Genomic DNA, 12977 nt, shown 5'->3' with positions numbered 1-12977 from the left:
TAGATCCTCCTTATTTGTTCGTGAAATCCTTAATCGATTCCCGCACTTCCTGGATATTCCGCATTTTGTTGTTCCAGCATTTCTCGCTCAAATCAACCGGGTATTCCTCCGGGTTAAGCGACCGTTTGTATTCATCCCACAGCAAGTCGAGTGTCCCGGTTGCATATTTCTGTATTTCTGCCAACGGCGGGCTTTCATAAATGACGTCTCCCGCTTTGATAACTTGCTGGTGGATGTTCACGGCATCGAAGTTGGTGATGAACTTCGACACGAATGTATGGACAGGGTGAAACATTTTCAAGCGTTCTTCAGAAGCCGGGTTTTCATCGTGCATCGTGATATAATCACCTTCTGATTTCCCGTTTTCCCTATCTATAATCCGGTAAACGTTTTTCAATCCCGGGGTGGTCACTTTTTCTGCATTGCCCGAGATCTTGATGGTGTCTTCCATCCCTCCCGAACTGTTTTCGATCGAGACGAGTTTGTACACCGCACCAAGTGCCGGCTGGTCATAGGCAGTGATGAGCTTCGTCCCGATGCCCCACGCGTCGACGCGGGCACCTTGAGCTTTCAGGTTGAGGATGGTGTATTCATCCAGGTCGTTCGACACGACCACCTCGGTTTCAGTGAACCCTGCCTCATCAAGCATTTTCCGCGCTTCCTTGGATAAAAAGGCAATATCCCCGCTATCTAAGCGAATGCCGCGGAAATTGATCTTGTCGCCAAGTTCCTGCGCGACTTGGATGGCGATTGGCAAGCCGGATTTCAATGTGTCGTAGGTGTCGACCAAAAAGACGCATTCACGATGGCGTTTCGCATAGGCATGAAACGCCTCGTACTCGTCTTTATAGGCCTGGATCATGGAATGGGCATGCGTACCAGCTGCCGGTATGCCGAATAATTTGGCGGCCCGTGTGTTGCTCGTCGATTCCAAGCCGCCGATGTATGCAGCCCGCGTGCCCCAAATCGCCGCATCCATTTCCTGTGCGCGGCGAGTGCCGAATTCCATGACGCGTTCTGTACCCACGACTTGTTTGATACGGCTTGCTTTGGTGGCGATCAAAGTTTGGTAATTGACGATATTCAAAAGCGCCGTCTCGACCAATTGCGCTTCCAATAGGGGCGCTTCGATGCGGATCAATGGTTCATTTTGGAAAACAAGCTCACCTTCGACAACTGAGTACACGTCTCCCGTGAAACGGACTCCCCTTAAATAATCAAGAAAATCTTCCCTGTAGCCAAGTTCATCGCGTAAATAAGCAATATCACTTTCCGAAAAATGGAAGTTCTTCAAATAATCAAGCACTCGCTGAAGCCCCGCAAATGTGGCATAACCATTGCCGAATGGCAATTTCCGGAAAAATAATTCAAACACCGCTTTCCGTTCGTGCATCCCATCCGCCCAATAGGTTTCCGCCATATTGATCTGGTATAGATCGGTATGTAATGCCAAGCTATCATCTGCATAACGCGTTTCCACAAAAATCCCCTTCTTCCACAGTAATGACTATCATTATACAACAAATTCCTCATTTTATAAGGTGGTGTATTCGCACATCGGTCCTATCCTTGACGTATACCCCAAAATGTGAGATAGTATTCAAAGTTAACTACGAGGTAACATGCAAATTTTGATGACTGGCATTCTACGCAATGTTTTTGAAGATACTTATTCACACTGGCGCGATTACAGGATCGCAAGGACGTAAAAGAAGGTAGGGTTTACGTTGCTTAAGTTTAAAGCACCCAGTGGAACTATTACCGCGGCAATGAAAGCAAACACTTTCAATGGAAATGATTCCCCGTTCGTTACGGGTTAATATTTAAGTCAAAACACACGATTGTTACCTAAATAAACAAAGGGCTGCCCTCAAATGAGGGCAGCCCTTTTCCAATGCTAATATTTCAATGCGACATTTTTCAGGACCGTGTAATTGCGCAAGGCTTCGAGCCCTTTTTCACGGCCGAAACCGCTTTTTTTGTACCCGCCGAACGGCATCTGCACGCCACCGCCGGCTCCGTAATTATTGATGAAGACCTGGCCAGCGCGGATTTTGGAAGCGACTCGATGTGCCCGGGAAGCGTCTTTTGTCCAGATCCCGGCAACGAGGCCGTATTCCGTCCCATTCGCGAGCCGGATGGCTTCTTCTTCTGTCTCAAAAGCAAAAACCGCCATGACCGGCGCGAAGATCTCTTCCTGCGAAACATGGCTTTCGGGCGATAAACCTTCAATGATGGTTGGCTGGAAAAAATATCCGCCGGACAGTCCATCACCTTGTTCCCTATGGCCACCGCAGCGGAATTTCGCGCCTTCGTTTCTCGCTGTTTCCATGAACCCCTGAATGCGTTCGTATTGTTTTTCATTCAGGACAGGGCCAAGATCCAAATCGTCTTCCCCTTTGCCGACGCTCACGCTTTCTAGACGTTCAGCCAGTTTATGTAGAAATTCCTCTTTGATCGACTGGTGGATTAATAGCCTCGATCCGGCCGAGCAGGTCTGCCCGGCATTTTGGATGATCGAACGCGAAACCCAATCGAGTGCTTCTTCCTGGTCGCAATCCTCAAAGAGGACATTCGGCGATTTGCCGCCGAGTTCCAATGTGACCGGTTTGACGTTTCTCGCAGCTGCCGCCATTACGGCGGAACCTGTCTGGACCGATCCAGTGAATGTAATATGGTCAATGTCGGGGTGCTCGCAAAGTGCTGCTCCCGCTTCGGACCCGTAGCCTGTCACGACATTGAACACGCCTTTCGGCAATGTGGTTTGGTCAATGATCTCCGCCAGTTTCAATGCTGTCAGCGGTGTGTCTTCCGCTGGTTTTGCGACCACTGTATTGCCTGTCGCAATTGCTGCGGCCGCTGAACGCGCAATGATCTGCAGCGGGTAATTCCATGGCACGATGTGGGCGGTCACACCGATCGGCTCGCGCAGCGTGTAATCGAGTATGCCAGGCTGCACAGGAATCGTTTCGCCGAAAATCTTATCCGCCATTCCCGCGTAGTATTCGAAATATTGAGCTGCCGCCTCCACATCTTTCCTTCCTTGCGTCAACGGTTTCCCGGTGTCATGCGTCTCAAGAAGCGCAATCGATTCCAGGTCTTCCCGCAATGCTGCGGCGATTTTTTGCATGATCCGCCCACGTTCAGCCGGATGGAATTGCTGCCAAGCTTCCGATTCAAAGCAAGTTCTCGCAGCGGCCACGGCACGGTCGATGTCTTCCGCTTTGCCCCTTGGCACTTGCGCCAGCACTGTTCCGGTCGATGGATCTTTCGTTTCGAACCATTCCAGGTTGACGCTGTCCTGCCACTCGCCTGCCACATACATTTTCTTGTTATCCATGCGCTCTCTTCCTTTCATTAGATGCCTCGTCCGCCGTCGACATTGACGACGCTTCCAGTCATCATTCTCGCTAAATCCGAACTCATGTACAGGAGGGCATTGGCTATGTCCTGCGGCTGGATCAAGTCGCCAAGCGGTACGCTTTTCCGGAAAGTATTTTCTTTCATCGACTCCACGTCGGCTCCTGCTGCCGTAAATTCTCCAAGCATCTGAGTATCGGACGGCCCAGGGTTGACGCAATTGACGCGAATGTGATGCGGGGCCAGTTCGATTGCCAGGGCTTTCGTCAACGATACCGTTGCCCCTTTGGATGCAATGTAAGCATTCAATCCCGGACGCGGGCGTTCGACTGAAATCGATGCTACGTTCAAGATTGCCCCTGACCCCTGACGTTTCATATATGGAACGGCTGCCCGGGAAGTGAGGAAGACCGCCTTGGTATTGATGGAAAAAATCCGCTCCCACATTTCCAGGGAAACTTCTTCGATGTCCGTGGCTGATTGGGCGATCCCGGCCACATTCGCCAATATGTCGATGCGCCCATAGGCCTCGTTTATTTCTTTAAAAGCAGCTTCTACGCTTGCCTGTTCCGTTAAGTTGCTGTCAATGACCAGCAATTTTTCCTGATACCGCTTTTTCAACTCCCCTAATGACTCGGTGCGGATATCGAGCGCAGCAACGTTTGCCCCGCTTTCCAGAAAACGTTCCACTGCCGCTTTACCCATGCCGCCGCCAGCCCCGGTAATGATTGCTGTTTTGCCATCCAACCGAATCTCCATTTAACGCCCTCCTTTCACTGTAAGTTGCTCTTTCACCGCTTGCGCAATCGCCCCACCGAGCTGTTCGGTCGTGGCGTCTCCCCCAAGATCCGGGGTACGGACCTTTCCTTCGCCCAGCACTTGTTCGATCGCCGATACGATGGCCTTTGCCAATTCCGGCCTGCCGAGATGGTCGACCATCAATGCTGCCGACCAGATCTGGGCGATCGGATTGGCGATGCCTTTGCCTGCAATGTCGGGCGCTGAACCGTGAATCGCTTCAAACATCGATGGAAAATCGCGTTCCGGGTTAATATTGCCGGAAGGCGTAACACCGAGACCCCCGACAATGGCCGCACCCAAATCCGTCAAAATATCCCCGAAAAGGTTCGAGGCGACCACCACCTCGAATGATTCGGGGCGTTCAACGAAATAGGCGGCGAGCGCATCGATGAAATAACTTTCATGTTCGATGCCCCCATATTCCCCTGCTACCGCAGCGACCGCTTCATCCCACAATTTCATGGAATGGATGATGGCGTTGGACTTCGTGGCGCTTGTCACTTTCTTCCGGCCTGTGGCCCGGGCATATTCGTATGCATAGCGGGTGATGCGCTCGACACCGGCACGGGTGATGACTGTGTTTTGTATCGCCATCTCCTGCGGTTGTTCGGTATACAAGCGCCCGCCGACGTTCGAATATTCCCCTTCCGCATTTTCACGGAAGACGACAAAATCGACAGGTGCATCATTCTTCAAAGGCGACTCAATTCCCACTAGCCGTTTAATCGGCCGCATATTGACATATTGACGGAAGTTTTTGCGGATCGGCATGATCAATTGCCAAATGCTGATTTCATCAGCGACACGTGCATCACCGATGGCACCGAACAAAATCGCGTCGAACGCCTTTAATTGTTCAAGGCCGTCTTCAGGCATCATGGTGCCGTGTTCCAAATAATATTCACTGTTCCAGTTGAATTCGGTAAAATGGACGTCGAATCCGGGATCCACTTCGCGGATCAATTCCAGTACGCGAACCGCTTCTTTCGTGACGTCCGGGCCGATGCCATCGCCCGGCAATACCGCTATCTTATAAGTCGCCATGAGTTTCCTCCTCACTTAATCTCCTAACAAGAACAAACTGATTTCCGGGATAAAGGACAAAATGATTACGTCAATCACCATGATGAGAATGAAAGGTACAATCGCCCGGAGCAGGCTTTCGAATTTAGTGCCCGCGATATTCGCCGCCACAAATAAGTTAACGCCTACCGGCGGCGTGATGAATCCGATGCCAAGGTTGACGACCATGATAATGCCGAAATGCACCAAGTCGATGCCGAGGGCAGTTGCAATCGGCGCAAGAATCGGCGTCAGGATGATGATCGCCGCAGATGTCTCGAGGAAAACCCCGCAAAGCAACAGCACTAAGTTGATGATCAATAAAGCGACGATCCAATTGTCCGTCAAACTCAGCATCATTTCCGTCAATTCAGCCGGAATGCGCTGGCGCGTCAAATAATAGCCGAAAACAGAAGCCCCGGCGATAATGAACATGATGACCGCAGTCGTCACGACAGAAGAAGAGAAAATCGCTGCAAGATCCGTGAATTTGATTTCACGGTAGACGAATAAACCGATGACAAGACCGTAGACCACCGCAACTACAGCTGCTTCAGTCGGGGTGAAAATGCCTCCATAGATGCCGCCGAGAATGATGACTGGCATCAATAAGGCGAGAAATGCATCCAAAAATGCCTTGAAAAAATCTTTCACCCCGAACTTCTCGCCTCCGCCGTAGCCTTTTTTCAAGGAAACGAAATAGACGAGTAAAATCAGAGACAACATGACTATGAGCCCTGGCACAATTCCAGCGATGAACAGGTCGCCAACCGACACACCGGCCGCCACGCCATACAATACGAGCGGAACACTCGGCGGAATCATGATCCCGATGGTGCCGCCGGCCGCTTGAATCGCCGTCGAAAAGCTTTTATCGTAACCTTTATTGACCATTGCGGGAATCATCAGCGCCCCGACCGCAGCTGTCGTGGCGGCGGCTGAACCTGAAATTGCCGCGAAGAATGCACAGGCTACAATGGAAACGATCCCGAGACCGCCTTTGACGCGGCCAAAGATGACATTGGCCAAATGAATGAGGCGGTTTGAAATCCCGCCGCTTTCCATCAATTTACCTGCCAGGATGAAAAATGGAATCGCCATCAATGGAAAGGAATCCACTGAGTTGAACATGCGTTGGATGATGACAATAATCGATACATTGCCTTCTAAATAAAAAACCAAAGCCGAAGCCAGTCCGAGTGCCACTGCAATCGGCACGTTAATCAGAAACAATGCGATTAACAGCACAAACAATAAGAGGGCCATTTTCACACACCCCCGTCTTTAAAATCTTGTGTGAATTGTGCAGCCATGTTGATGATCAACACGGCACCGCTGACCGGTATGATCATGTAAATCATCCCCATCGGTATTCGCAAGACCGGTGAAGACTGTGCCATGCCTTGCATCGCTAAATTATATCCTTCAACCACCATAAGCAAAAAGAACATGAGGCTCGCAATTGAAGCGATGATGTAGAGCGCTTTCTTGCCAGGTGTACGGAAGAGGTTGACGAAAAATTCCATGCCGATATGCGCTTTTAGCGACATGGCATAAGCCGCACCTAAAAACGTCAGCCAAATCAAACTGTAACGGGCCACTTCTTCTGTCCAGGCGAGTGGCGAACCAAGCACAAAACGGAAAATAACCTGCAAAAACACAACTGTCACTAATACTGCCATAAGCAGATTCAAGAAATGCTTAATCACTGAATTCAAATAACCGATCCATTTCATCATCGATTTCCCCCGATAGAAAAAAGAGAGAGGGCGCTCTCTCTTTTTTAAGTTTCTCCTATAATTTGTCTACGCCGTCCTGGTAGCCAGCAAATACCACTTTTAAAAGGGACTGTCCATTACTGCGCGTCCAGAATACGATTCAGCAGGTCCTGGTGCTCGATCTGGCCGTAAACTGGGCGCACTGCTTCCTGGAACGGGGCAGTATCGATTTCCTCAATGATTTCCATGCCGGCATCTTTCAGGTTCTGCAAAGATTCCTGCTCCATTTCAACAATCAAGTCACGCTCCATGGAGCCTACTTTCTGCCCTTCTTCCATGACGATATCGCGCAGGTCTTCCGGAAGCCGGTCATATGTCTGCTGGCTCATCATGTAAATCGCAACTGAGTAGACGTGGCCCGTCAAGCTCATGTATTTCTGGTTCGCGTCATACAAGCTGAACTGGTCCGCCACGATTGCCGGATTTTCCTGGGCATCCACAACGCCTTGCTGGAGTGCCGTGATCGCTTCAGTCCAGGCCATCGGTGTCGGTTGCGCCCCTAATTCCTCAAAAGCTGCTAAATGGATTTCGTTTTCCTGCGTACGGATCTTCAAGCCTTCCAAATCGGCTGGCGTATTGATCGGTCGTACGGCATTCGTTACATGGCGGTAGCCGTTTTCCCCCCATGACAAACCGACGATGCCGTTTTCCTCAAGCTTCGCAAACAATTCATCGCCGATTTCCCCTTCGAGAATTTCTACCGCAGAGTCCCGGTCGTTAAACAGGAATGGCACATCCAATACGCCGAGTTCAGGAACAAAGTTAGTGACCGGCGCTGTAGAAGAAACGACCAGGTCGACCGTGCCAAGTCCCATGCCTTCAGTCAATTCGCGTTCCGCACCGATTTCACTGTTGGCGAACACCTCGATTGTTACACGGCCATCCGTGCGTTCTTCCACGTTTTCAGCCATTTCCAAAAAGCCGAGATGATACGGATGGTCTTCAGGCAATGAATGCCCCGCCTGCAGATTAAATGTTTCTTCCGAATCACCGCCGGATGTGTCACTATCTGAATTTCCACAAGCCGTTAAAGCAAGCGCGCCTCCAACCAATACTGTTGCAAACCCCATTTTCTTCATCGCCATCTTGTTTCCCCCTTTGTTTATTGTTTATTGCATTGCTGCAGAATTGCCGGTTTCATAAAACAGCTTTCCAGGATTCAAGAGATTTTGCGGGTCCAAGGTTTTTTTCAGGGCCTGCATGACACTATACGCATTGCCATGTTCAAGTTGCTGATACTTCGCCTTGCCGATGCCGACTCCGTGTTCACCGGTACATGAACCGCCTTTTGACAAAGCATATTCAACAATCGCCCGGTTAAATGCTTCCGCTTTCGCCATTTCCACTGGATTTTCGCCATCAATCATCAACAGTGCATGGTAATTGCCATCTCCTACATGCCCGAGAATGCCCCCTTCAAGCCCTTCGGCGCGCAGTGCTTCCTGTGCAGCGTGGATGCCGCCCGCCAATTGTGAAATCGGCAGGCAGACATCCGTCACCATCATTTTTTTGCCTGGATTCGCCCGCATCGCTGCATAAGCTAAATTGTGGCGGGCATCCCATAATTGGGCTCTAGCCAGTGAATCTTTTTCGAATTTGAAATTGCTGCATCCATTATCGGATAAAATATCACGGGCAAAATCGACGTCTTGCATGAGCCCTGCTTCATTGCCATGAAACTCGAGAAATAAAGTCGGAACTTCAGGGTAATCGGTATGGCTGTATGCATTGACTTGGGCGATCGATGCCGCGTCCACCAATTCGATGCGCGCGACCTGGATGCCTGCAGACTGGATCGCCACCACCGCCGAGACGGCTTCATCTATGGAGGTAAAGTCCGCCCGTCCCGCGATGGTCATTTCCGGTATCCCATAAACTTGCAAGGTAAGTTCCGTAAATGCGCCGAGCGTGCCTTCCGAACCAACGAATAAGCCGTTCAAGTTATAGCCCGAAGATGATTTGACCGCCAAATTACCGGTATGGATGATTTCGCCGTTAGCAAGCACCACTTCAAGATCCCGGACTTGGTCGCGCATGACGCCATAGCGGACAGAAGTCGTCCCGCTCGCATTCGTCGCCGCCATGCCCCCGAGTGTTGCATCGGCTCCAGGGTCTACAGAAAAGAACAGGCCGTGCTTTTTCAATTCCTGGTTCAGCTTCGATCGGGTCACGCCAGGCTCCACACGGACGAGAAAATCTTCCGGCTTTATTTCCAGCACTTTATCCATCAATGAGAAATCCATCGTAATTCCGCCCGCGTATGGAATGACATGTCCTTCAAGGCTAGTGCCGAGTCCGAATGGAACGATGGGGATTTCATGCTTGCCGGCAATTTTCATGACCCGGCTTACTTCTTCAGACGATAATGGAAAGATGACGGCATCAGGACGGGCCGGTGTATGGTACGACTCGTCCCGGCTATGCTGGTCGAGAACGGCGCTATTCGTGGTCACCCGATCAGCAGCCAATGCCTGCTTGAGTTCTTCCAGATAACTCATGCTGGTTCCTCCTTGCAGATTTTATCTATTTAAATAATCCGTAACCGCTCCTTTGGAAGAGCAGGAAACATTATGTGCGTATTTTCCAAGCACGCCTTTGCGGTAAAGCGGCGGCGCTGTCCATTCGCTTCTGCGTTTTTCCAGTTCTTCTTCCGATACGTCCATGGAGATTTCCTGCAGGTCCGAGTCGATCGTCACCATATCGCCTTCTCGGAGCAAAGCGATCGGTCCGCCCGATTGCGCTTCCGGCGAGATGTGGCCGACGACGAGGCCGTGCGTGCCGCCTGAGAACCTTCCATCAGTCAATAGCGCGACGGATTCGCCCATGCCTTTTCCGACGAGAATCGCTGAAATCGACAGCATTTCCGGCATGCCCGGGCCGCCTTTCGGGCCGACGTAGCGGATGACGAGAACGTCGCCGTCATTGATTTCATTTGCCATGACCGCTGCAGTCGCTTCTTTTTCATTATCGAAGACGCGTGCCGGGCCTGTATGGCGGTTGACTTTGACGCCGGATACTTTCGCAACGGCGCCTGTCGGGGATAGATTGCCTTTCAGGACGATCAACGGGCCGTCTTTTCGTTTCGGATTGTCGAACGGCATGATCACATCTTGCCCTTCTGTCAGGTTCGGGGCTTCCTGCAAATTCTCGGCGACGGTTTTTCCGGTAACGGTCATGCAATCCCCATGCAAATAACCGGCTTCCAAGAGCATTTTCATGACCGCCTGGACGCCCCCGACACGGTGAAGGTCCTGCATGACGTATTTGCCGCTCGGTTTCAGGTCCGCAATATGCGGAACCGTTTTTTGGAGGCGGTTGAAATCGTCGATCGTCAAATCCACTTCCGCTGCGTGTGCGATCGCAAGCAAGTGAAGAATGGCATTGGTCGAACCGCCAAGCGCCATGACGACCGTAATGGCGTTTTCGAACGCTTCTTTCGTCATGATGTCTTTCGGGTAGATGCCAAGCTCGAGCAAATTATGCACCGCTTTGCCTGCAGCTTCACAGTCCGCTTCCTTGTATTCGGACACTGCCGGATTTGACGAACTCCCCGGTAAGCTCATGCCCATCGCTTCAGCCGCTGACGCCATCGTGTTCGCTGTATACATGCCGCCGCACGATCCTGCGCCAGGGCATGCGCTGCATTCGATCTTACGGAGTGCCGAGTCGTCAATCGTGCCATTATTATGCTGGCCGACGCCTTCAAAGACGGAAACGATGTCGATGTCCTGGCCATTGTAGCGCCCGGCTGAGATGGTCCCGCCATAGACGAACACTGCCGGCACTTCGGAATTGGCGATGGCTATCAAACAGCCCGGGATGTTTTTATCGCAGCCGCCGATTGCGACAAGACCGTCCAGGCTTTCCGCACCGACGACCGTTTCGATGGAATCCGCAATGACATCGCGGCTCGATAGTGAATACTTCATGCCTTCGGTTCCCATCGAGATCCCGTCTGAAACGGTGATGGTGTTGAAGATGAACGGCACAGCCCCCGCTTCTTTTGCCCCTCTTTTTGCGGCTCTTGCCAATTCATCGATATGTATATTACACGGTGTCACTTCGCTCCATGTACTCGCGATGCCGACCATCGGCTGCTCGAAGCCTTCATCCGTTACCCCGACCGCCCGCAGCATGGCACGGTTCGGCGCCTTCATCGCCCCTTCGCTGAACACTTTACTCTTGATGCGCAAATCTTTTTTCATGATATCCTATCCTTTCTATGTCTCGGCTAAGTGGATTTATGGGCATGCACAAACTTTGTATGCCCGCTTGGCTCAACTAGCAAGCAGCAGGAAGCAGGTTCCCGGCTGATTTGAGTTTCTCTTAATTATAGATGACATTTTTCAGAATTCAATGAATAAAACGATAATTAATAATAATATTTCACAATTTGTCACACATCTTATGCATGTATACGCTTTCATACGCCCCAAAAGCTTTTCTCACCACATGCGAACAATTCAGTGCATAAATTTACATAGTGCGCAATAACAATAAAAAGCACACCCTGTGGAAGCGGTGTGCTTTTGCCCAGTTATGCTAATTTAAAGCAAATGACTTTCGTGTCCGTCATTTCCTGGATTGCGAATTTGACGCCTTCCCTGCCGAGCCCCGACTGTTTGACACCCCCGAATGGCATGGCATCGATGCGGAAATCGCTGCTATCGTTGATCATGACGCCGCCCACTTCGAGTTCCTCAATGGCCCGGTGTGCATGATTGAGATTTTTGGTAAAGATTCCAGCATGCAGCCCATAGTCGACCGCATTGGCCTGTTCAATCGCTTCGTCAAGATTTTTGACGCTATAGAGCAAGACCACCGGCCCGAAGATCTCTTCTGCCGCAAGCGTGCAGTCTCCCGGCACATCGCTGAGCACTGTCGGCGGGTAGAATGCACCGTCCCGTTCGCCTCCCGTTTCAAGCGTCGCGCCTTTATCCAGCGCTTCCTGGACCAGCCCTTCGACGCGCTTGGCCTCATTTTCAGTAATCAAGGGCCCCATATCCGTCAGTTCAGATTGTTTATCACCGACGATATACCGTTCGGTTTGTTCAATGAATTGCTGTTTGAATGAATCGAATACACGGTCTTCGATATAGACCCGCTGGACGCCGAGGCAGTTTTGCCCGGCTGCCCAAAACGCACCTGATACAGATGATGCCACCGCTTCTTCCAAATCGGCGTCTTTAAGGACGATGACGGGCGAATTCGACCCGAGTTCCATGCCCACTTTTTTCAAGCCTGCTTTTTTGATGATCTCAATCCCGGTCTCGGCCCCTCCTGTAAAGCTGATCATCCGGACGGCTGGGTGTTCGACCAACACATCCCCGATTTCACCGCCTCTTCCGGTGATGACGGAGAGGATTTTCTCCGGCAAACCTGCATGAGAAAAGGCTTGCGCCAATAGCAGGGCACTGAGCGGCGTGACGGTCGCTGGCTTGACGATGATGGCGTTGCCCGACGCGATCGCCGGGCCGACTTTATGCGCCACCAAGTTCAATGGGTCGTTAAATGGCGTGATCGCCCCGATAATGCCGAGCGGAAAGCGCCGGTAATAGCCGACTTTGCCGATGCCGCCAGGCGATTGGTCGAACGGGATCGTCTCCCCTGTGATGCGCCTCGCTTCTTCTGCGCTCAAACGCAAAGTTTCAACAGCGCGCCCCACTTCTTTCCGGGCTTCGCGAATGGTTTTGCTGCTTTCCTTGGCGATGGTGCGCGCATAGTGCTCTGTGTTTGAACTGATATAATCCGCTGCTTTCCCGATAATCCGCATACGGTCGACTACCGGCATCCGGGCAGCGATTCTGGCGCCTTCCTGTGCCTTTCGGATGCATGCTTCCATGTCTTCCTTTGTCGCGGCCGGGACCCGGTCGATAAGCGCCCCATCCTGAGGATCGATGACGTCGATCCATTGTGTTCCGTCTACCCATTCACCTGCCAAAAACATTTTCCGTCCTTCGACATGTGTCGCCATCT

10 protein-coding genes are annotated in these 12977 nt (G+C 51.4%); all 10 read right to left on the bottom strand.

Features of this window, described 5'->3' with window-relative positions; genetic code table 11:
* Positions 1–10 precede the first annotated feature (10 nt).
* Positions 11–1480, bottom strand: a complete 1470-nt coding sequence (locus BBI15_RS04770; RefSeq protein ID WP_068868556.1) for a nicotinate phosphoribosyltransferase — start codon at positions 1478–1480, stop codon at positions 11–13.
* A gap of 417 nt (positions 1481–1897) precedes the next feature.
* Positions 1898–3340 carry an aldehyde dehydrogenase family protein gene (locus BBI15_RS04765; RefSeq protein ID WP_068868555.1) on the bottom strand — a complete coding sequence of 481 codons (1443 nt, stop codon included), beginning with the start codon at positions 3338–3340 and terminating at the stop codon, positions 1898–1900.
* Between the two features lie 17 nt (positions 3341–3357).
* Positions 3358–4119, bottom strand: a complete 762-nt coding sequence (locus tag BBI15_RS04760; RefSeq protein ID WP_068868554.1) for a glucose 1-dehydrogenase — start codon at positions 4117–4119, stop codon at positions 3358–3360.
* A complete protein-coding gene (locus BBI15_RS04755; protein WP_068868553.1) occupies positions 4120–5205 on the bottom strand; it encodes a tartrate dehydrogenase in 1086 nt (361 codons plus the stop codon). It abuts the gene before it with no gap.
* Positions 5206–5220: 15 nt separating this feature from the next.
* Positions 5221–6489, bottom strand: a complete 1269-nt coding sequence (locus BBI15_RS04750) for a TRAP transporter large permease (RefSeq protein ID WP_068868552.1) — start codon at positions 6487–6489, stop codon at positions 5221–5223.
* Between the two features lie 2 nt (positions 6490–6491).
* Entirely contained in the window at positions 6492–6962 is a 471-nt protein-coding gene (locus tag BBI15_RS04745) for a TRAP transporter small permease (RefSeq protein ID WP_068868551.1), read from the bottom strand.
* A 116-nt stretch (positions 6963–7078) separates the two neighbouring features.
* Positions 7079–8086: a TRAP transporter substrate-binding protein gene (locus tag BBI15_RS04740; RefSeq protein ID WP_208599444.1), complete on the bottom strand. Its 1008-nt coding sequence runs from the start codon at positions 8084–8086 to the stop codon at positions 7079–7081.
* Between the two features lie 24 nt (positions 8087–8110).
* Positions 8111–9499 (bottom strand): FAD-binding oxidoreductase, encoded by a 1389-nt coding sequence (locus tag BBI15_RS04735; RefSeq protein ID WP_068868550.1) that lies wholly within the window; start codon positions 9497–9499, stop codon positions 8111–8113.
* Between the two features lie 21 nt (positions 9500–9520).
* Entirely contained in the window at positions 9521–11206 is a 1686-nt protein-coding gene (ilvD, locus tag BBI15_RS04730; protein WP_068868549.1) for a dihydroxy-acid dehydratase, read from the bottom strand.
* A 332-nt stretch (positions 11207–11538) separates the two neighbouring features.
* Positions 11539–12975 (bottom strand): aldehyde dehydrogenase family protein, encoded by a 1437-nt coding sequence (locus BBI15_RS04725; protein ID WP_068868548.1) that lies wholly within the window; start codon positions 12973–12975, stop codon positions 11539–11541.
* Between the last annotated feature and the right edge of the window lie 2 nt (positions 12976–12977).

Origin of the sequence: Planococcus plakortidis, assembly GCF_001687605.2 — a bacterium.
In the GTDB taxonomy this organism is placed as follows: domain Bacteria; phylum Bacillota; class Bacilli; order Bacillales_A; family Planococcaceae; genus Planococcus; species Planococcus plakortidis.
Note: the sequence above shows the minus strand (reverse complement) of the source record. Positions and strands in the feature narration are given on the sequence as shown.

Bases quoted from the DNA above. Each gene is read 5' to 3' on its own strand.
- BBI15_RS04750 (WP_068868552.1), bottom strand. From the start codon at position 6,489: ATGGCCCTCTTATTGTTTGTGCTGTTAATCGCATTGTTTCTGATTAAC.
- BBI15_RS04735 (WP_068868550.1), bottom strand. From the start codon at position 9,499: ATGAGTTATCTGGAAGAACTCAAGCAGGCATTGGCTGCTGATCGGGTG.
- BBI15_RS04760 (WP_068868554.1), bottom strand. From the start codon at position 4,119: ATGGAGATTCGGTTGGATGGCAAAACAGCAATCATTACCGGGGCTGGC.
- BBI15_RS04725 (WP_068868548.1), bottom strand. From the start codon at position 12,975: ATGGCGACACATGTCGAAGGACGGAAAATGTTTTTGGCAGGTGAATGG.
- BBI15_RS04755 (WP_068868553.1), bottom strand. From the start codon at position 5,205: ATGGCGACTTATAAGATAGCGGTATTGCCGGGCGATGGCATCGGCCCG.
- ilvD (WP_068868549.1), bottom strand. From the start codon at position 11,206: ATGAAAAAAGATTTGCGCATCAAGAGTAAAGTGTTCAGCGAAGGGGCG.
- BBI15_RS04740 (WP_208599444.1), bottom strand. From the start codon at position 8,086: ATGGCGATGAAGAAAATGGGGTTTGCAACAGTATTGGTTGGAGGCGCG.
- BBI15_RS04745 (WP_068868551.1), bottom strand. From the start codon at position 6,962: ATGATGAAATGGATCGGTTATTTGAATTCAGTGATTAAGCATTTCTTG.
- BBI15_RS04765 (WP_068868555.1), bottom strand. From the start codon at position 3,340: ATGGATAACAAGAAAATGTATGTGGCAGGCGAGTGGCAGGACAGCGTC.